We start from the raw sequence: 20856 nt of genomic DNA, 5'->3' as shown, positions 1-20856 counted from the left end.
GGATTTCTCGGCTGGTGAGAGAGAGTCTATCTTTCTCTAAAAAAATGGAGAATCACGTTGGGGAACCCTTTGGTATTTTATCCATGACTACAATGCACAGCAAAGCAAAGGATTAAGCCACCATCACTACTACCGAATCACCACCGGAATTGTTAAAAAAGCAGCTATTACTGGGGTAGTTGTCATAAGTTTTCTCTTTTCACCCTTCTTCTGGTTAATCTTTGCCCGCTATGGGATCAGAATTTTTTCCTGATCTTCCATTATTATAACATCCATCGGTAGGGTGTGTTAAAGTAGCTCAACACACCCACAAAAATCAATTAGAAGTCAGCAAATAATCGACAAGCTTAATTAATCTTTTCTCTTTAACTCCTGAGACTGGGCGATTTAGGATATCTTCCAAAGAATCAAAGGGCTTTTCTGAACGTTTTTTCAGAAAGTCATTAACAGATGCAGGTGGGATTCTCGCTTTGTTAAGTTGATTAGCGTCACAGGTATTCAAAAGCTCTAAAATCGACTTAGAAGGAGGAGAAGGATGAGAAGGAGGAGAAATAATAATTTTTTCTTCCAGTCTTTTGATTTCTTTTTGGTACTCCTCTCGGATTGCTTGTAACTGGGTTTCTAATCGTTTTTCAAGATTACTCATCCTCAATTCTAGAGGATTATCTATTTTTTCATGCGTGGTAATTAACGCAGGAGAAGGAGATAATAACTTCATTTGCTGTAAAGCGATACTCTCCGCTTCTTTATCAACTACAAAAGCGTTAATCATCTCGATGTCAGGAACTTTCTGATTGGCGATAACAGAAGCATAATATTCTAAATCTCCACTGATAATATCATAACGTTCATCAACTTTTTTATTATCAGCTTTTTTGAGAATAGCAGGGCGAATAAGTCCACCCATTTTAATAATAAGATTGGCTAAATTCTCTAATTCAGCTTCAGAGAAGGTTTCTCTGGGAACGGAAGGATTAATATCAGTAATATCGACTCGTAAAAATTTCCACATTTATTTAACTCCTATTTTAGCTAAAACTTCAATTGCTAAGGCTTCAAATTCTGCTGCTGATACTCCCGCATCAGCTTGATGTTCGGCATAATCGATTATAGATTGGGGGGCAGGAATTTCTAAATCTCCCACGGTAACGTATTGATTTATACAGCGAGATAAAGGCATTCTTTCCGAGATAGTCGATTCCATCAAAGGTAAATTATATTTGTCTGGAATCACTTGTTTTTGTTTGGGAAAATTATATTTTAAGTATTGAGCATGGGTGGAAATTTTGGAAGGTAAAACGCCTAAAATTTGTAGGGTTGGTTTACCCAAATCTCCACGACTTTCATTGATTTCCTCTTGAACAAAGTTTTTAACGCTATCTAATCCTTGATTAGAAAATGGTTTAAGATCAGAAGGGATTATCAGATAGTCAGCTGCAATTAAAGCAATGCGTGCATATAAATCAAGTGCGGGAGGTGCATCAATAATTACAATATCGTATTGATTATTTACTTTCTCTAATTTTCTTGCCAATCTAGCAAATACCGCCGCATTATCTTTAATTTTTGCTTGGTTAGCAATTAAAGATATGTGAGAGGGAATAACATCAATTTCTGGATGATTGAATCCTTGAGACTTTCTGACGATATTCTCAATAAAAATGCGGTTACTGTTATCTAGTAAATGAAAGACATTTTTATCTTTTAAATCATCGTCATCATCGAATTGAAACTTAATTAAACCAACGGCAAAGGTACTATTAGCTTGAGCATCAATATCAATTAATAATACTCGCTTGCCTTTTTTACTCAAAGCTGCCGCTAGATTGGTAGCGACGGTGGTTTTGCCAACACCACCTTTATGATGATAAATTGCGATGGTTTTCATGGGGTTTCTGTGGTTGATTGTTGGAGAATTGAGCGGTGGAATACCTAAAGATAAGGTTTCGTAACCAATCAGAGATTTTAACTGTTCTAAGTGAGAGGCAATTTCTAACCCAGAACATCTAAAAACTAAATAAATTTTATCGGGTTTTCTTCGATAAAGTTGAATCTCATCACCATTGGTTAATAATCCCCACTGCACTTTAAAATAGTTGAGATAATAACCTAAGCGGTGACGATGATTGATGAGCTTTTCTCTGGGATTTTTAGCCTCGATAATTAGACAGTGAGAGGCAAAAAACTGCCTTTTATTGATAGGTTTTTGAGCGGAAACAAGGAAATCTAAGCGGACTTTACCGAAGCTAACTTGTTGATACCAATGTTCGGCATTGTAGCCTAGTTTTGGGAGTAAATACTGGACAATTAGTTTACTCTCCACTTCCCTTTCGTTATGACAATGATGAGGATTGAAAGTCACACATTTGAGGAAATACTTAAGAACAACTTATTGTTAGTTTAAATGATGACAGTCCTTCTCGTCAAGGTGAAGCACAGACTAAACTTAATCGAGTATTTCAGCTGCAAGAACAAACCCCATCTATCCCAGAAAATCTACATATTGAGATGCACATCAGTCAATTTACGGGTTCATGACAGTAGGATGTTTATCTAGCACTTTTGACAATGACAGAGAAAATCATCCTACCCACAGCTTCAATTAATTGAACTGCATAATTTTCTCGGCTACCTTCTGGGAAATAAAAGGTAAAATTGAGCGATTTTGACTGTTATCTTTTCCCTCGGTAAATACCACCAATAGATAGGGAGTATGATGGGGAATTTCAATATAGGCTGCATCGTGACGCACTTGACTTGTCCAACCAGCTTTTGACCAAATTTGACTATTTTCTGGTAATCCTTGTCCCAGAAATCCTAAGATTTGTGTATCATCTCCTTGACTTGTCCAATCAGCAGGATTAAGACTACGTTTTAGTAAAGACATCATCATTTGGGAACGTTGGGAAGAAACAGCAATCCCCCCGACAATAGTATGAATTAAACGCGCCACTGCATTGCTAGTCAACATATTGCGATTCTCCATTAATTCCCCTAAAAAAGCGCGTTCACGTCCATAGGGACCATCAGACCAAGTTTTTTGATTAACGTTAATTGTCGCTAATTCTGGCCAATTTAGGGATTGAAAATAACGATTAACTATGTTGCGTTGTTGCTTCCAAGTTTCAAAGGGACCGGCGGCAATTTCTGGACCGCTAGTGGTTCCCGTAACCAGATCTACAACTAAACTGGTAGCATCATTACTAGAGTCAACAATCATGTCACGAATGGCGCGATTTAATTCGGTGTTTTCGGGAATCATTCCCCCTTCTAACCACTCATGAATTGCTACTAGATAAAACAATTTCACTAAACTAGCGGGATAGGTTCTTTCTTGTCCGCGATAACTAAATCCGCGGGGGGAATATTTCCAGAATTCTTCGTGAGAAATTGCTCCCCCCGTGTTGACGATAACAGGAGGATCATATACTATCCAAGTTAGGGCAATTTGTTCTTGAGCTAATTGGGGAAATTCTCGCCAAGTTGTTTCTAAAATATCTGTACCGAACTGTTGGAGATGGTCTTCAGTATGAAAAAAGTTCATAGGTGTGATGCAAAGTCAAGAGTTAGAAGGTGGATAAATTCTTGAGTCGGCAATTCTCATTTTACGGTAAAATTTACCGATAATTAATTATTTGAGTGCTTCTGAGTTTAATGTTTATATCTACCGATGAGGTTCATCTCTATTTTATCAGTCTTGATCCCTCTGGGGATAGACTAGAAAAACTGGCTTCTTTGCTCTCGGAAGATGAAATAATTAGAGCTAATCGTTACCATTTTCCCCAACACAAGCGGCGTTTTTTGGTGGCTAGGGGATGTTTACGCGAGATTTTAGGGTCATATTTGGCGATAAGTCCCGAAAAAATCGAGTTTATCTACAGTGAACGGGGAAAACCGAGTATTAACTACCAATTGCAGTTTAATCTCTCCCATTCCGAGGAGATGGCAATCTGTGGCTTGACTTTAACCGCTCGCATTGGGGTAGATTTAGAGAAAATGCGCCAGATGAAAGATTTAGATAGCTTGACAAAAAGGTTTTTTTGTGCTAGAGAACACGAGCTTGTTGAAAAGTCCGCAGAGAAGGAAAAGCTATTTTTTCAGTTATGGACGGCAAAAGAGGCTTATTTAAAGGCACTGGGAACGGGAATTAGCGGGGGACTCGATCGAGTGGAAGTGGGCTTCAATCCTTTAAAATTAGACAATGTGGCGGGGGAATGGCAATTATGGACAGCGGCAATCGGCGATAATTATCGAGCGACGGTGGTTATCGAAGGTAGCGATCGAGTGATTAAAACCTTTGGCCTTTCTGATCTATGATTAATTGGGGAGTTAATTGCCTTGAGAAATTCAGTAATTATTCCTAGCTATCTCAAAAAAAGCTTGCCCTTAATTATTACTTAACCTTGTTTTCTCTATGCGAATTGCTCTTTTTACAGAAACTTTCTTACCGAAAATCGATGGCATTGTCACCCGTCTTAAACATACCGTGGAACACCTACAAAGATTAGGTCATCAGGTATTAGTTTTCTCTCCCGATGGCGGTTTAAAGGAGTACAAAGGTGCTAAAATTCATGGAGTTACAGGGATTCCCTTACCCCTATATCCGGAATTAAAAATGGCTTTCCCCCGGCCTTCCGTCGGTCAAGCTTTAGAGAGGTTTAAACCTGATATTATTCATGTGGTTAACCCGGCTGTTTTAGGGGTGGGAGGCATTTATTTTGCCAAAACTATGAACATTCCCCTCGTCGCTTCCTATCATACCCATCTCCCCCAATACCTACAACACTATGGATTAGGTTCCCTAGAAGGATTACTCTGGGAATTATTAAAACTGGCCCACAATCAAGCAAGTTTAAATCTCTGCACTTCCACCGCTATGGTGCAAGAATTATCTAGTCGTGGCATTGAAAAGGTCGAGCTTTGGCAAAGGGGAGTCGATACGGAATTATTTCAACCTCATTTAAAATCCCCAGCTATGAGACTGAAATTATCCCAAAATAACCCCGATAGTCCTCTCTTATTATACGTCGGTCGAGTGTCGGCCGAAAAAGAAATTGATCGCATTAAACCAGTCTTAGAAGCGATTCCCGAAGCAAGATTTGCCATTGTGGGAGACGGTCCCCATCGGGAAGCTTTAACAAGTCATTTTGCCGACACAAATACCCATTTTGTCGGTTATTTACAGGGGTTAGAATTAGCCTCCGCTTTTGCTTCCGCAGATGCTTTTCTGTTTCCCTCACGCACAGAAACCCTCGGTTTGGTACTCTTAGAATCCATGGCTGCTGGTTGTCCGGTGGTGGCAGCAAATTCGGGGGGAATTCCCGATATTGTCACCGATGGAGTTAATGGTCATCTCTTCGATCCTAGGGATGAAAAAGGTTTAATTAGTGCCACCCAAAGATTACTAACCGCCAAGGCAGAAAGAGAGGAATTACGACGAAATGCGCGTCTAGAAGCGGAAAAATGGGCATGGCAAGCGGCCACCAAACAGTTATTAAATTACTATCACCAAGTTTTGAATAATAATACTGTGGCTTTTGCCGCTTAATTGTTGTCAAAATGCTCGAATTTAACCGCAAAAACCTTGACCTATTGTAACTTTTATGGCCAGCGCACCTAGTACCACCTTAGATAAGTCCACCCAAGGGGTGAAAAAGACTTATCCCAACTATAAAGTTATTGTTCTCAACGATGACTTTAACACCTTCGATCATGTGGCCAATTGTTTAATTAAATATATCCCGGATATGACCACCGATCGAGCTTGGGAATTAACTAATCAAGTTCACTACCAAGGACAGGCAATTGTCTGGACAGGTCCCCAAGAACAAGCGGAACTTTATCACCAACAATTGCGACGGGAAGGATTAACCATGGCTCCCCTAGAGGCCGCATAATTATGAATAATGGTCGCTTAGTTTGGAATCATTCTACTCATATACCGGGGTTGATTGCGGTATTAGAAAAGTTAATTACTTATCAAGGAATCACCACTGTCACCCCCGGGGTACTTTCTCGCTCAAAAGGTCATTGTCCGCGGTTACAATTGCGGATATCAGTGCCAATTCGTGGTGGTTTTAAGCTGATTGCGAGGACAGGAAAAAGTGTTCAGGAAGTCTTTGTTATTACCGATTTAAACCAAGAGGACTTAGAAATGGCTATCCAAGCTTGTTTAGGAAAATAACTGTCGTGGGTGCGTTGTTGAAAAGCTGCTGGTTACTAATCATTGTTCTTCTGTTTTTCTGTTTACATTCTCTCCCTAGTTTGGCAGTAGTGGATAGGGTTCCTTTAACAGTAACTTTATTGCAGGAACGTTTAAGCGCACCCGTCCTTAAAGAAGGGATGACTACTATCGATTTAGCCAATTTAGTTATCGATATCCGCGATGAAAATAAGGAACTACAAGAACAATTTTATCAACAGATTCAAGGTCAAATTAATCGCGCTAAACAACCCCTAGGTTTAGATTTTAGTAATTCCTTAATTCAAGGCAATTTTATCGCTTCCCGTCTGGGTTTACCGACTCCTTTAACAAAAGTGGCCCTTGCTACCTTGTTATCACCCACAGAAGAACAGTTATTACAACAGGACGAAAATTTTTTATTCGATAGCGATGAACCGGTTTTTAATGTCACAGTATTTCGTGGACCGGTGAAATTGCAGGGAACGGTATTTATGGGAGAAGTGGACTTTTCTAAGACTTTTTTTCTGCAAATTGTCGAAGCAATGGCAGCAAAATTTAGTCGTGAAAGTAATTGGGTAGAATCGCGTTTTGCTAGGGTGGCAAAATTTACAAAAGCTAATTTTATGGGAGATGTAAATTTTAGTCAAAGTCAATTTTTAAATAAAGCCATCTTTCGCAGCGTACATTTTAAAAGTATTACTAACTTCCATCGCAGTCATTTTACTGCTGAAGCTTATTTTGATCAAACCAAATACGATAAACCCGCAGATTTTACCCGTACTTTCTGGCAAAAAGAAGCTAATTTTTCCCAAAGTCAATGGCGAGATCGTCCGCTATTTTCTAAGAGTAGATTTTTAAGTTTATTAACCTTTAGAAATGCCACTTTTGAAAAATCAGGCGCTTTCCGGTCTAGTTATTTTAATGGTGTGGTTAGTTTTCAAGATGTGAAACTTTTAGATCAGGTAGATTTTAGTAATTCCACTTTTACTAAAAATAGTTATTTAAGTGTATCAGGATTAGCTTTTGATTCCGATAAAGCTAAAATCCTAGGAGATAGAGGAGTAATTGGTCAGGCAATTTATTTACCAAACCTAGCAGGAAATGAGACAGTTTTAAGAAATTTAGTTCGTAATTTTCGCTCCCTAGAACAAATTGCCGATGCTAATCAAATTGAATATAAAACCGAAAAATTGCGATTACAACAGTTAAAACAAAAACTAAATAATATCTCAGTTATTCGCCTAATTAACCTCACTTGGGTAGCCGATTTTCTGCATACTTCTTTCCTTACTTTACTATTACTCTTAAGTCAAGATGGTACAAATTTTAGTTTAGTTTTCGGGACAGGAATCATAATTTTTGCCTATTTTGGCTGTTTATTTTGGTTAATCGATCGCGTGCGTCGTCTCACTCCTAAACCAGTAATTCCTAGTCGTTATGAAATCTTTTGTATGGTAACTAGCTATATTATTCTCACCCTTTCTGGTGTGTTTAATATCCTGCAATCTGCCAGTCGTCCCCTACTAACTTTAACAGCTATTGCCCTAATTCTTGTCCCCTTACCCCTAATTTTAATTATCGAACTTTATCGTCGGGGACGCTATCACGATTTAATGGATAGTTCCTATTTTTTGCAAGATGGCAGTATGCGACAATTACGCTTATTAATCACCCGTTTACCCGTGGTTCCTGAATTTCCCCTCTTTCGCGATCGTTATACTCCTATTTCTTGGCAAAAGCGTTGGAATTGGTTAAATTATTATGATTTAAGTCTCAATAATTTGCTAAAATTAGGCTTTAATGATTGGCGAGTTCGCGATCGAGAATTACCCGCTATTATTTCTTTTTTAGTTTGGTATCAATGGGGTATCGGCATCTTTTATATCACTCTCCTTCTCTGGACTCTCTCGCGCACGATTCCGGGGTTAAATCTCTTGATTTATTTAAAATAAACTGTAAAAATTTGAATACAGCAGTTATCTTTTCGTTTTGGGTAACAGAAATAAGATTGCTCTTAGAAAAGAAATTAGCTGCCCATGAAACTCAAACAAATTTTGATAACCTAGCCCAAGCTTTAGCAGAATTGCGACAAATTTGTGCTGAAGAAAACTATACTATAGAAGTTCCTCCTCGCCAAGATCGTTCTAATCCATTTGCAGAAAGCTTAAATGACATTCCTGTGTGATACTAACATTATCAGCGAGTTAGCACGTCCCCAACCTAAGATTTTTCTGCTAAAATTATCTACACAACGGTACACAAGCGCGAAAAGCAATAGTCTATGCTAGAAAAAATCGGAATGGGAGAATTCCGGGATCATCTCGCCAAATATTTGAGTTCTACTACTCCCATCGCCGTCACTTGCCAGGGTCAGACGGTGGGCTATTTCTTGCCGGCACGACCGGAGCCATCGGAAGCGGAGATCGATGGGTTAAAACGCGCCGCCGAGAGGTTGGATGCGCTTTTACGGGAACAGGGACTTTCTGAAGATGCGCTCGTTCGCGAATTCCGTCAACTCCGGGAAGGCGAGCGTTAGGCTTTCTGCCATGACGAAAAGAATCGTTCTGGATGCCAATATTCTCATCCGTGCCGTGTTGGGGTTAATCTCAGACTGGCCAGATAGAGCTTGCTGAATAAATCTAAAAACTCTGTTGGATTGCAGAGAATGACATTTGAGGGAATGAAACGACCCTACCCCACACCCCGCCCCCACAAAAAACTTTTTGCCGCAAACCCTGAGGGCGAATGCAATTCGCCCCTACAATCCTATTATTACACCAATGGTAGGGGCGCATCGTGGTCAGTGAGTTTATCGAACTGCGTGCGCCCAAAATGTCCTATAGATATTTCGACCAAATTGAGATGCACCCAAATTATCCCTATTCTTCTTCCTTCCACACAAAAACTGGAAGAGCCATCTATTTCACCTATGATAAAACTAACTGGTAGCGACTCCGATAATTTTATGAAAATCACTGTTGATATTCCCGACGAAATCGCCCAGAGATTAGGTCAAACAGGCGATAATTTGGCTCATAAACTGCTAGAAATGGTTATTGCTGATGCTTACCGTGCCGGTATCTTGAGTACGGCCGAAGTTGGACGCATCCTTCAATTACCTTCTCGGTTAGAAACTCATGCCTTTTTAAAGCGGATGGGAGTCTATCTGAATTATGATGAAACTGAACTAGAACGCGATTTGCAAACTCTCAAAGAACTCAGAGCGAAATGATAGTTGTTTCTGACACTTCTCCGATTTGCTACCTGCTCTTAATTGACCAAATTATGATCCTACAAGAACTGTATGAGCTTGTGGTCATTCCTGAAGCTGTAGCTGATGAATTAAAGGCCTCAGAATCTCCATCTATCGTTCGCAATTGGATTGCTAACCCCCCTGATTGGCTCCGGATTGAAATTGTTAGGACATCCTCAAGGTCAGGATTGGAAAAACTCGATCCGGGTGAGCAAGAAGCGATTTTACTAGCAGAGCAAATTGAAGCTGAATTGATTATTTTAGATGACAAAGCAGGGAGGCAAATTGCTTCGGAGCGTGGCTTAAGAATTATTGGACTTTTGGGCATTGTCAAAGATGCTGCCCAATTCGGATTGCTCGATTTAAGAGTAACCTTTGAACGTCTCCAAGAAGCTGGCTTTTGGGTTGCACCCAGCCTACTCGAACGACTTTTGCGGCAGCAATAGATGTTCTGACGCTAACTAGGTAGGCGTTAAAAATTATCAGATGCCCCCCTTATCAAGGGAGATCCCCCCGCCTATCGGCACCCCCCTTATCAAGGGAGATCCCCCCGCCTATCGGCACCCCCCTTATCAAGGGGGGCAGGGGGGATCAAACCCCCCTTATCAAGGGGGGACTAAGGGGGGATCTGCACCCCCCTTATCAAGGGGGGCAGGGGGGATCAAACCCCCCTTATCAAGGGAGATCCCCCCGCCTATCGGCACCCCCCTTATCAAGGGGGGACTAAGGGGGGATCTGCACCCCCCTTATCAAGGGGGGCAGGGGGGATCAAACCCCCCTTATCAAGGGGGGCAGGGGGGATCAAACCCCCCTTATCAAGGGGGGCAGGGGGGATCAAACCCCCCTTATCAAGGGAGATCCCCCCGCCTATCGGCACCCCCCTTATCAAGGGGGGCAGGGGGGATCTGCACCCCCCTTATCAAGGGGGGCAGGGGGGATCAAACCCCCCAGGTAATTGACCACCCCCTAAACTAATACACTTGTACTATAGCCTGCCCAAAAAAATCCCAGAAAAGGGAATGAGGGAAAAGAGGGAAAAAAAGAGAAAAAGGGTTACAAAGTCCTCCCAGCACCGCACACCACCCGAAAACCGTTGTAGTAGAGGCCGCGGCGGTCGCTGACGCTGCGGAAAGCGGAACGGCAGCCATCCAGATTGTTGAACCAAGAACCGCCCCGCAATACAGAAGCTCGGTTATCCGTCAAGAGTTCATTTATACTATTTAATAAGTTTTGATAACGATTATCAATGTTTTTTTCGTCCCAAACGCTCCCGTCTGTGGGCGGTGCGCCTTGATAATCACTGTGCCACGGATCTAAACACCACTCCCAAACATTCCCGTGCATATCGTACAGCCCGAAGGCATTGGGGGGATAGGAGCGGACGGGGGTGGTTTTCTCTGGGGATTTTTTCGCCTTTTCTTGTTGATAGACCGTTGAACTATCGTAATTCGCCAGTTCTGCCGTGATCGTCTCGCCAAAGTGGAAGGGGGTGGTTGTTCCCGCTCTACAAGCGTATTCCCACTCGGCCTCGCTCGGTAAACGGTAATTTTTTCCCGTGTGACGGGACAGACGGGCGCAGAATTCGATCGCATCGTACCAACTCACGGACTCGACGGGGTTATTATCACTTTCCTTAAACTCCGCAGGTTCTGGATCGAGGTCTTTTCCCTCCCTCGGTAGGTGGGCCACGAACCGCCATTGCGCCCGCGTAATCGGAGTCTGGCTCAGGTAGAAAGCACTGACGCTCACGGGGTGTTGGGGTTTTTCAGACTCGGAATCGTCCTTTTCTACCAGTGAACCCATCAGGAAAGTTCCCCCCGGGATAGCAACCATGGTCAGGGGTTCGATTCCCTCCCCTAGGGGTTCTTGGTAGTAGTAGGCCTCCAGGGGTTCTCTTTTGGTAATTTCTCCCCGTTTATCGACGTATAGGGTCTCGAAGGGGAATTTTAGGAGTTTTTCCGGGGTCAAGATTTCCTGTTTTCGCTGCCTCACTCTCTCCTCGATGTTTTGGGCGATATCGGCGTACTCTCCCCCCCAAGTGCGGAGAACAGCCGCGTCCACCTCAGCGAAATAGAGAGAGCGATCGCTGACTGCATCCGCTAGAGAACCCTGTGGATTGGGGATTAGAGCCGAAAAATCGCGAAATTCGCCGTAATGGTCGCGAATATAATCGCCGATGCCGCGCCAAATATCGATCGTGCGTCTAGCGGCACTATCTGCCAACAGTAGCTGACGAATGCCGGGGTAAAAATCGTACCAAGCATCCGGAACCGTCGCTCCTTCCGGACTAAAGGTAGATTTTTCGACCAGTCCGCTAAAAAAGACCTCCGCTAGATGCCAATGTTTACTATCGGGTAAAAATCGCCGCTGTGCCAATCGCATCACCGGAGGAATCAGGGGAACGGCCGCCAGCACTTTAGCCAGTTCTCGGGCCAAGGGACTGGCATCGATTAAAAAGCCTCTCAATAACTCTTCCGGGGATTCCGCTTCCGGAGCGGCTGCCTCTTCTTCTCCGGTTTCACCCATATTCACCCCCGCAGTGGTTGCTCCCATTAAAACCCCCTGAATGGAATTACCACCGCTCCCAGCGATAAATTTCGCCCAGGTTGCAAAGTGAGCGGGGGATAGATTGAAAATGGGGAACCGATAGAGAATCTGCTTCGTGCGGAGTCTTTCCCCCACTTGCAGTATTGCATTGGCAGAAGCGGGACCCGGTGCGATCAAAGGCCGGAGGATCGCTCCCTCTAAAGCGGTTCGTTGCCATAGCTCCTGCGGGAAAATGTGAGCAATGGTGACGGGGTGTTCTTTTCCCAGATCCGCTAGGGTGGCGAAGGCAGACCCCGATCGCCAAGCTTTCCCCAAAGTATCGGTTAGGACGATAAAAAGTCGGTTTCCGGAGGGTGCAACCAGACTGCGAGGGTTCCGTTCGATTTGCCCGGCACCGGAAAGCAAACGAGCTTCATTTTCACCGGTCTCGAACCACCAAACCCGCACATCCCTAAAAAAGCCTTGCCAACGGAAGAGAGTGGTCATTCCCCCCGCTAGATCTCCCCAAAATTCCATCGGGGGAGAGCGATCGATCAACAGGTGAACCTCTAACCAACGTTCTAGGGGGGGTCGGAAAGCGAGCATCGGTAATCCCCCCGCTTCGGCCGTCCGTTCCACTGTAACCTCGATATCCAACTCGTCGGCCCGTAATCCAGGCACGCGACGCGCTAGGGGGAGAATTGCCTTACTGATGGCGGTGGGTTCGGGTATCGGAAAGGGATCGGGGACGCGAACGGGAGAAGAACGATCGCTCTCGACCGAATCGCGCTTCTGGGGTGTCTGCGTCGGGCGATCGATGTTTTCGGGATAGGCAACGGGGAGCGTTGGCTCGATCGCTCCGGGGGGAGGGGTTTTTTCACCGCTGCCGGATGACCGGTTATCCTCCTTATCATTAGATGAGGTTGCTTCCGACTGTTCAGGCTGCTCGATCGACCAAGGCGCGATAATTCGATCGAGGTAAGCAGCGCACCAGATCAGTTCTGCCATTTCCCTCTCGTCTTCCCACCAGATGGCTTTCTTCCCTTCCATCTCTCCCCCTACCCTTGCAAGGATTTAAAGATGGTGTCTAGCAGCTTGCTATCGGGGTCGGTGAGGTCGTTTCCCTGTAGTAACAGATAGACCGCGTTGAGCAGTTGATCGGTGGCTAGTTTGTCTTTGCGTTTGATTCGATCGAGAAATTCCCGGATCAGATTTCTGGCCGGTTCGTCCAATTGATTTAGGCTCTCCGGGGGGAAACGTTGCTCTAGTATCCGATAGAAATCATCCTCGTTGTCGGGTTGTTCGAGTCTTAAACGCAAACATCGACGCAGGAAAGCGGGGGGAAACTCCCGGGCCTCGTTACTGGTCATGAATACTAGGGGGAACTCCTGACAAGACACACAACCTCGATCGATCGGGATTTTTTCCTCGCTGTCGTCCTGTTGACCACGATAGGGAAGAACGGATTGGTCGCCGGTTTTTAATCGTGTCAATTCCGGGATCTCAAAAAATCCCTCCTCGAAAATATGGAGGAGATCGTTAGGCATATCGATATCGCTTTTATCGATCTCATCAATTAGCAGCACCGCCGGTCGTCCTGGACGGGATCGATAAAAAGCCATCCCCATGGGACCTAATCTTAGATAGCTGCCGATATCCGGCTCCTCGTACTCTCCCCCCTCTCCCACTTTCTGTCTTTGTAGGGAAGCTTCCTGTAACCGTCCGATCGCATCGTAGGCATAAAGACCCTCTTTAAGGGTGGTGCGGGAAACGATCGACCAACGGTAGGGGCCGGGTAATCCCAATTCCCGCGCCACTGCGTAGGCCAGGGAAGTCTTGCCGGCGCCGGGGTTGCCCTCGATCAGTAGGGGACGACGCAAACAGAGGGCAGCATTCACCAATTCCACCGCTTTCCTATCCGCGACGAATCCTAAAGCCCTAGGGTCGATTTTTCCCTGTTCGGGCGGTGTTTTCGGCAATTTTGCCGCTTCTGTCCATTCTTCTGGGGACAGGCTAAAACTGCGCCAAGGGGGGGGCGGTGGGATGCGATCGAGGTGTTTTCTTTGTTCTTCGGGTGTGGGTAAACTATCGGCGCTCAGGGTCAAACCCCGATAGATGAGAAGGTCTTCTGCTTCGGTAACTGGTTTATTGGCCATTGGATTCCACCACTCTCGTGTTTAGAGGTCTCGGTCTCGGGGAGGGTTTGGGGTATAGATCGTCCCAGAAAAGGGCGATTTTTCGCTTGTTTCTGCGTAATTCTTTGATCTTATCGGGCCAGTTTTTCCATTCCGAGGGTTTTAGATCGTTATCTGTCATCGGTTGGTTGGCGTTTCGACTCCAGACGGCGATCGGCAGGGATTCCACGATATCTTCCAGATCGGCGATCGATGGTTCGGTTCCGATGTAGTAATCTTTCTGGTCAAGATCGCTATTATTTTCCCATAAAGCTCTCTTGATCTCCTCGATCTCGTCGCGTATCTCTCGGAAATCTTCATCAAAATAGCGATCGAAGGAGTTAATAAAAACAGGATACTCGTATCCTAGGGATCTCCACATTGTACCCCGCTTAAATTGAAATTCTTCCAGAGGGTATTTTAAAACTTTTATTGGCAGAAAAATTTCGAGATTTAGCTTTACTTTGTTCGGCAAACTATAACGAGCTTTGCGAATTAAATTAGCGAGAAATGTCTGGCTTTCTGGACAAGATTCTATTTCGCTATTTAATTCAATTTTTTCGTTTTCAGCAAATCTTCCTAAGGGGCGATGTTGACTTTTAATCCAAAGATTCATTCTTAAGTGAAATGAGTTGAACACCCTTCCAGTATTATTATCTTTATCGAGATCCTGTTCTATTTCAATTTGAAGTCTCAGCTCTTCTCGATTAATACGTTCCTTGAATTTTTCCCAGGACTGCCTCACCTCATTTTGTATTTTATCTAAATCCGCATTTTCTCGATACTTAATAACCCTAGACTGCCAAGCTTCGATAGCATCAATCGACGGGTTACTCCTATCTTCTTCTAATAACCTAGTTCGACACCACTCGGAACAAGCTATGAGAGGACAGATACCCTCTATAACCGGCTTGTTTGATAATTTTTTTAATTGTTCTTTAAGTTCTAGATCGTTCAGAATAAACTCTTCTAAAAATTTACTATTTAATAAAAATGAATTGATAAAAAGTAAATTTTTTGATAAATGTTTTTTAAATTCATTCAATAATTCTTCTGTCAATTCAAGGCGTTTTTCTTCCCAAGTTCGTATCGTTTTAGGAATAACTGGAAAAAATTTTGCAACCGTTTCAGATCCCGTCAGGTTATGTACAACGTCTTGTGGCATTGAGTCGGGAATTTTTTCATTAACTTTGCCTACAATTTCACCGGGGGAAATATATCGATTACGAGACTGTTGACAAAAATCTTTCAAAACTGCTGCCAAAACGGTAGAGAATACACTCTCTTTAGCCTCTTGTTTGGCACGACAAGCGGCGATCGTGTGAACGGCAATATTTTTTTCTTTGCTCGATCGATATATCCCGATCGAGCCAGCAGCGAATTTTGTAACTTCCACCGCTCCCATTTGCGAGCAACAGGTATCGATAATATACAGTATCTGCGCTATCCGAACCCCATCATTATTGAGAGGACGAACTAAATCTTCGGTCGATAGAGCCGTTTGTCCAATTAGTTTAGGATCAGTATCCTCCAGTAAAAGATAATGTCTATCCCCCAGTATATACTCGCCGTGACCGGAATAATAAAAAATGACAATATCGGTTTCACGGCGATTTTGTTGAAGCCATTGAGCAAATTTGAGGGTAATTTCATCTTTTTTCGGATTAATATCTAAATCGGTTAACACTCGCTGGTATCCAAAATCACGAGTAAACAGATCGATTACCCGTTCTAAATCCGTCTCGACGCTGGGTAATTGCTCGTCAGGGTCTAAGTTCTTGTAATCCTTTGTCCCACAAGCGATTAGATAATACTTGATTTCTTCATCCATACCATTACCCATCAATCGATTAACCCCGATCGAATCGCTTCCCCAGTTTCAACCGCCGTAAGATAGCTTTTGGCATCATGAGCCTCGCAACCATTATAAACTAGCTTATCCTCGACAGTTCCCTCAAATAAAGGGTTGAGTTGCTTTGTCAACGCCACCACATCGCCATCGTCTGCGATATTTACCCATCTTTCCACATTTCCGGGCCAGCGCCCCAGGTTATTGCGGGGGGATGGTTGCAGTCGATCGAAAATTAATTGTCTTATCCCCAAAGGAGAACCGAGAGTGACAAAGACTTTAATCGGCCATTCTGGATGCTGACATAAAGTTTCGTAACAGACGATCGAACCGAGAGAATGAGCCACAAGTACCCGCGGATCTTCTTCATCGATACATTTTATTACTCGCTCTTGAATCTGCTGTTTTAGCTTTCGATCGTGTAAATAGCTCCCCACTTGCTTAAGATAAGAAATAACCAATTTCTCGGCAATGCTACCGAAAAACCGAGATTCACTTAACCCCGACAAAGCTCTCTGGATAATTTTTGGGGTAGATTTTTCTCTCAAAAGGCTATCTGCATTGGGATGATTATTTTCCACTTGTTCCGTTTCTTGCCACCACAACTGGAGTAATTCTTTTTCCCAATCGGAATCGATATCATTAACATCGTAGTTCGGAATGCCGATCGCTTTCGATTTTCCCCGAAAAATATCTCCGTAAAACGCACAACGAAAATCAGTATCGGACTGTAACTCGGTTCCTGCGAGTTTCAATCCATCCTTGAGACTTGGCAACCACTCAGCAGAAATCGTGTTGCTACCCCTAAATTCTTGCGCGATGCCATGAACACCGACAATTTTAGCCATGATCCTCCAGTTACAGGGCCTTCCTATCCCTGTTGATTTTCAATTTTAAGATGAAAAGTTAAAACTGATCAAATTTTTATTGCAGGATTTAGAAACAAATAATGCTGATTCCGATCAGACTTTATTATCTCAATTAGCCGGAACTTGGACAGAGGCGGATGAGATGGATTTTTTACAAAATATAGAGGCCTTTCGAGCAGTTGAGGAAAGTTTGTGGAGCTAAGACTGATTCTACTGGATACCAACGCTTACACAGCTTTTAAACGTAATATTTTTGAAGCAGTTGAGGTTATTAGGAACAGGCCTTTAATCGGTTTAAATAGTGTAATTTTAGAGGAATTATATGGTGGTTTTGAGTTGGGTTCTAGAGAGGAATATAACCGAAGGGAACTTAAGCAATTTTTGGAAATATCCAAAATTAACCGTTTTGCGAACGCAAAGCGCTCGCTACGCGAGATCGATTGCAATACCGCCGAATATTACGCTAGAGTTTATTATTACTTGAGGAAAAAGGGCAATCCGATTCCCACTAACCATATGTGGATCGCGGCGATGGCTCTACAATATAATCTGGCTTTATTTAGTTATGACAAGCATTTTCGTGCGGTCGATGGGTTGATAACGGGAAATAGCCGCGCCGATTTTGCGATTATTCGATCTTAAGAGAATTGCTTCGGCTCGGTATCGCTGAAAGTGTAGCTTCAAGGGGTACCGGGAAACCAAAAGAAAGAATCGAACTTATCAAAAAATATTTGAGAGGGAGTCCTTAACCTTTGTTAAAAATAAGTGATTGGACAGACTCGGAAAAATTAAGTTTTGAAAATTTGACAGCGCTTTACTATACTTTCACTTTACCCTAAAAGAAGAGCATCAGAAAGTCAAAAAATATACATGAAGACGGTCAAAAAGGAGGGAATCAACAAACGACCTCATGCCTAGAAAAAAGCTTTTTAAGTAGGAATTAAAAGAGCGGCGGACAGGATGAGTAGTTTGAAAGATTGAGAGGAAAAATACCATGAAGACAACCGTTCAACGCTTAAGCCAACTAAATTTTGCATCCCTATCACCAGCGGTGAGATTGTTCCCGTCGCCGATCGCCTGGAAAGACCAAGCGTTCTATTTCTTGATGCTCGATCGCTTCTCCGATGGTCGTGAAAATGGGTACAAGGACAACGAGGGGAATTTAGTCCAGAGCGAGACAACCCCACCCTACAGTGCCGCTGGTGCGGAGAATGCCGTGAAAACAGAGTGGGAAAGCAGTTTTGGTAACTGTTCCGGCGGCGGGTTTTGTGATTTTTGAGTGAGGTGAGGGGAGCATATCAACGCACAAAGTGTATGTATTAGGAGAGAAAAAATGACAACCTTTAGAATTTCTGGTCAAATTATCGATCTTCATACGCACCAAGGGCTATTTGCAGTTCGAGTTGAGGCGTGGGATAAGGACTTGATCTGCAGCGACTTGGTTGGCAGTGCGGTTACTGATAGTCAAGGTGTTTTCCAGATAACATTTGACGAGTCTTATTTCCAAGAATTGTTCTTTGACCGACGGCCCGATCTATTTTTTAAGGTTTACTCCGCTGGCAATCTTATCAAGAGTACTGAAGACTCTGTGTTGTGGAACATCAACGCTAAAGAAATTCCAATTGTAATTGAGGTTGAGATGATGATAGATACAAGACCAAACCTAACACCCGATCGCCAACCGATCAAACCTCTACAGGCGCAACGACTGGCAGCGCTAACAGGCTTGAAGGCAGAGGAAGTTGTCAATAAGAACGTTGCCGAACTAAGTGAACAGCTTAAGTGGCAAATTGATCCAGAGCTATTCTTGTTTCGCCGCATCTGCGGCAAGGTTGTGAAGACTGACCCGACGACAGGCGTTGATTATCCAGTTCCAGGTGCAACTGTCCACATCCTTGATACTGATTGTACCTTCCTTGGATTATTTCCCATCGAATCTCCTTGGGCTTGGCTATTCCCGGTCTTTTGCCATACAGAGGAGATCGGCACTGCCAAGACTGATGGCTGTGGTAATTTCTGTGCCTGGGTGCCACGCTTTGAGATTGATTGGATTTTGCGGTGGCGGTTAGAGCGTCATTGCTTAGGAGAACTGCTAATTAAACCGAAGTTGCTCGATCTGCTGAAGTCTCTCAAGCTGATCCCAATACCACGGCCCGGACCCGATCCAGATCCCGATCCAGTAACTTTCCTGGCTCGCAACCCAAATGCGATCCGTCGCGTAGCATCGTTGGCCGGTAAAGAGGTTGCACAAAAATTGCAGGCGATCGCTCAGTCAGCGGTCAGTAACCTACGCCCGACTGAGAGCCAAGCACTGCTCAATCGCCCAGTGTTTGACCGCTCAGTTCCTCCCCCCATTCCCGATGCTTTGCGTCAGTTAGATAGCGCTTTCCAGCAGGGAGGACCGCAGGTACTAGAAACACATCTAGGCAGTAAGCATCAGTACCAGCTTGACCTGAAACGCTACATCGGTCCCTTCCTTCGCCCACCGTGTTGGTATGAGATTGAGGCTGAATGGTTGCCGCTCCTTGATGTCCCGGATATCACCTTCCGCGTCACTCAGGATGTGGATAGCGATGGAACCGAGGAGACGATCTACTCTGAGGGTTTCTTTGATGTGCGCTGGAATAAGGGAGCTATTTCGCCAGTCACTCTGCACGCCTCACAGATTGCAGTGGCTGCCCCCCTGTGTGGAAACATACCAGAGATTACCTGTACTCAGGCTGGAGAGGGAGCGGGGATCAAGGGGATTAGTCTGATGCTCGCCGAACCGCCAGCAGTGGGGGATCCACCTGTCAGTGGCTACATCGATCCAGTTACTGGTTTTGCCCGTCGCCCCAACCGCCCCCATCCTGACGGACTGATCAAAGGTTCAGCCTTTTCCACAAACGATCCAGCCGCAACAGCTCCATTCCTTGGTACGCTCCTGCTGCGTGGATGTAACCAGATGCCGAATGCAGCCTTCTACCGTGTGCTGTACAGTCACAACGGGGGGCCAGAGGCACCGTTCCTCAATTTAAGCTGGCCGATTTTTCGTCCGTTGGGCAGTCCGCCTACTTGGGTCAACCCAGTGGACGGGAAGGGTTGGTACAATATTCTGCCCGACCCTGGCAATTGGTTGGTTCCTTATCTTCTGCTGGCCTGGCCTAGTTACCAGTTCCAACCAGGCACCTATGAACTGCGCGTGGAACTGGCGAATGCAAGCAAGAACCATCTTGTTTATTCCAAACCTATCCGCGTGAACGTGGACAACTCGTCACCCTTGGGGGCAATCACGTCCCTGAATTGGCGGGTGGTGGGCAGTACGATCTGGACTTCTCTTCTACTACAATGCCCGGTAATACGGCGACCCGTTGGTGAGGATATTGAGTTTCAGGTTGTCTGGCAGGTTTCATCGCTGCACCTTCTGTACGGGCAACTGGTTGCCAGTGGATGTGGTAGCTCAACCGCAGTTCTATCGCTACAACCCCCTATGCCCACAGCAACGTCTGCACAGACGTTGGCAACAACTGAACACTGGTACACCAGTGAGGCCGACAACACCACGAGTGCCACAGCAGTCTATCGTTTGAAATTCCCTAGTGCGGGACAGCCAGACAATCAGGGTGCGTACTCGTTCTGGGTGAATGCCTACAGTCGGGCGATCGACCCCAGCCACGCAACGGGTTACAACGCTGACTGGAACTACAACCAACTGTGGATCGGAGGGACAATAGACTTCCACTCAGTGGCCGTAGTCAATCTGTAAAGGCTCTTCTCAAGCGATAGGTGATCGCACTTTGACGGTTTCTGACAACACAGTTTCAAGAAATCGATTTGACAAAAGTGCGATCGCAGTTCTGGAAAAGAAGGGCGATCGCTATCGCTAAATAAACAAGAAAGAGAAGTATTGTAAAGTTTTGTAAAAAATATATGCAAATGACTGCAAACAACTGCTAATATGGTTAGTACAAGTTTACATTGCAGTTCACATGAAACTATCAGATTATGCTAAGAAAAAAGGG

Annotated in this window: 19 protein-coding genes and 1 pseudogene; 13 read left to right on the top strand and 7 right to left on the bottom strand. The window is 44.4% G+C overall.

Annotated features, from left to right (window positions below; translation table 11 throughout):
• Positions 1-97: pseudogene (locus tag EWV60_RS11795) on the top strand (IS1 family transposase); the annotation flags it as partial.
• A 219-nt stretch (positions 98-316) separates the two neighbouring features.
• On the opposite strand, the gene EWV60_RS11790 reads toward EWV60_RS11795, so the two are convergent.
• The 3 genes from EWV60_RS11790 to EWV60_RS11780 form a co-directional block, all read right to left on the bottom strand.
• The gene (locus tag EWV60_RS11790; protein ID WP_130757180.1) at positions 317-1012 is read right to left on the bottom strand and encodes a ParB N-terminal domain-containing protein; all 696 of its coding nucleotides are present in this window, start codon (positions 1010-1012) and stop codon (positions 317-319) included.
• On the bottom strand, positions 1013-2362 hold the full coding sequence (locus tag EWV60_RS11785; RefSeq protein WP_002792340.1) for an AAA family ATPase: 1350 nt from the start codon (positions 2360-2362) through the stop codon (positions 1013-1015).
• A gap of 240 nt (positions 2363-2602) precedes the next feature.
• Entirely contained in the window at positions 2603-3544 is a 942-nt protein-coding gene (locus EWV60_RS11780) for a serine hydrolase (RefSeq protein WP_287232415.1), read from the bottom strand.
• Positions 3545-3654: 110 nt separating this feature from the next.
• On the opposite strand from EWV60_RS11780, the gene EWV60_RS11775 reads away from it, so the two are divergent.
• The 9 genes from EWV60_RS11775 to EWV60_RS11735 all read left to right on the top strand — a co-directional run bounded on the left by EWV60_RS11775 (position 3655) and on the right by EWV60_RS11735 (position 9883).
• Positions 3655-4317 carry a 4'-phosphopantetheinyl transferase family protein gene (locus EWV60_RS11775; RefSeq protein WP_287232413.1) on the top strand — a complete coding sequence of 221 codons (663 nt, stop codon included), beginning with the start codon at positions 3655-3657 and terminating at the stop codon, positions 4315-4317.
• Between the two features lie 97 nt (positions 4318-4414).
• Positions 4415-5548 carry a glycosyltransferase family 4 protein gene (locus tag EWV60_RS11770; protein WP_159250492.1) on the top strand — a complete coding sequence of 378 codons (1134 nt, stop codon included), beginning with the start codon at positions 4415-4417 and terminating at the stop codon, positions 5546-5548.
• A gap of 55 nt (positions 5549-5603) precedes the next feature.
• On the top strand, positions 5604-5897 hold the full coding sequence (clpS, locus tag EWV60_RS11765) for an ATP-dependent Clp protease adapter ClpS (protein WP_002758084.1): 294 nt from the start codon (positions 5604-5606) through the stop codon (positions 5895-5897).
• Positions 5898-5899: 2 nt separating this feature from the next.
• Positions 5900-6184, top strand: coding sequence for a DUF2103 domain-containing protein (locus tag EWV60_RS11760; protein WP_002732155.1), 285 nt, complete (start codon positions 5900-5902; stop codon positions 6182-6184).
• Between the two features lie 5 nt (positions 6185-6189).
• On the top strand, positions 6190-8136 hold the full coding sequence (locus EWV60_RS11755; protein WP_287232409.1) for a pentapeptide repeat-containing protein: 1947 nt from the start codon (positions 6190-6192) through the stop codon (positions 8134-8136).
• Positions 8137-8147: 11 nt separating this feature from the next.
• Complete coding sequence (locus EWV60_RS11750; RefSeq protein ID WP_287232407.1) at positions 8148-8369, top strand: hypothetical protein; 222 nt, start codon at positions 8148-8150, stop codon at positions 8367-8369.
• Positions 8370-8465: 96 nt separating this feature from the next.
• Positions 8466-8720: a hypothetical protein gene (locus EWV60_RS11745; protein ID WP_002782656.1), complete on the top strand. Its 255-nt coding sequence runs from the start codon at positions 8466-8468 to the stop codon at positions 8718-8720.
• Positions 8721-9149: 429 nt separating this feature from the next.
• Positions 9150-9416 carry a UPF0175 family protein gene (locus EWV60_RS11740; protein ID WP_016515817.1) on the top strand — a complete coding sequence of 89 codons (267 nt, stop codon included), beginning with the start codon at positions 9150-9152 and terminating at the stop codon, positions 9414-9416.
• Entirely contained in the window at positions 9413-9883 is a 471-nt protein-coding gene (locus EWV60_RS11735; protein ID WP_052275698.1) for a PIN domain-containing protein, read from the top strand. The genes EWV60_RS11740 and EWV60_RS11735 overlap by 4 nt, the downstream gene beginning before the upstream one ends.
• Before the next feature lie 607 nt (positions 9884-10490).
• On the opposite strand, the gene EWV60_RS11730 is transcribed toward EWV60_RS11735, so the two are convergent.
• The 4 genes from EWV60_RS11730 to EWV60_RS11715 are packed head-to-tail and all read right to left on the bottom strand — an operon-like array spanning position 10491 to position 16834.
• A complete protein-coding gene (locus EWV60_RS11730; RefSeq protein ID WP_287232405.1) occupies positions 10491-13013 on the bottom strand; it encodes an SAV_2336 N-terminal domain-related protein in 2523 nt (840 codons plus the stop codon).
• Positions 13014-13021: 8 nt separating this feature from the next.
• Positions 13022-14119 carry an AAA family ATPase gene (locus tag EWV60_RS11725; RefSeq protein WP_287232403.1) on the bottom strand — a complete coding sequence of 366 codons (1098 nt, stop codon included), beginning with the start codon at positions 14117-14119 and terminating at the stop codon, positions 13022-13024.
• Positions 14109-15968 (bottom strand): caspase family protein, encoded by a 1860-nt coding sequence (locus EWV60_RS11720; RefSeq protein ID WP_287232401.1) that lies wholly within the window; start codon positions 15966-15968, stop codon positions 14109-14111. The genes EWV60_RS11725 and EWV60_RS11720 overlap by 11 nt, the downstream gene beginning before the upstream one ends.
• A gap of 11 nt (positions 15969-15979) precedes the next feature.
• The gene (locus EWV60_RS11715) at positions 15980-16834 is read right to left on the bottom strand and encodes a hypothetical protein (RefSeq protein WP_287232399.1); all 855 of its coding nucleotides are present in this window, start codon (positions 16832-16834) and stop codon (positions 15980-15982) included.
• A 213-nt stretch (positions 16835-17047) separates the two neighbouring features.
• On the opposite strand from EWV60_RS11715, the gene EWV60_RS11710 reads away from it, so the two are divergent.
• From EWV60_RS11710 to EWV60_RS11700, 3 genes are all read left to right on the top strand, one after another.
• Positions 17048-17497: a type II toxin-antitoxin system VapC family toxin gene (locus EWV60_RS11710; protein ID WP_287232397.1), complete on the top strand. Its 450-nt coding sequence runs from the start codon at positions 17048-17050 to the stop codon at positions 17495-17497.
• 352 nt (positions 17498-17849) lie between these two features.
• Positions 17850-18134 (top strand): hypothetical protein, encoded by a 285-nt coding sequence (locus tag EWV60_RS11705; protein WP_287232395.1) that lies wholly within the window; start codon positions 17850-17852, stop codon positions 18132-18134.
• A 54-nt stretch (positions 18135-18188) separates the two neighbouring features.
• Positions 18189-20600, top strand: a complete 2412-nt coding sequence (locus tag EWV60_RS11700; RefSeq protein WP_002744615.1) for a hypothetical protein — start codon at positions 18189-18191, stop codon at positions 20598-20600.
• Positions 20601-20856 lie beyond the last annotated feature (256 nt).

Source organism: Microcystis sp. Msp_OC_L_20101000_S702 (genome assembly GCF_007095705.1).
GTDB classification, from domain to species: domain Bacteria; phylum Cyanobacteriota; class Cyanobacteriia; order Cyanobacteriales; family Microcystaceae; genus Microcystis; species Microcystis ichthyoblabe_A.
Note: the sequence above shows the minus strand (reverse complement) of the source record. Positions and strands in the feature narration are given on the sequence as shown.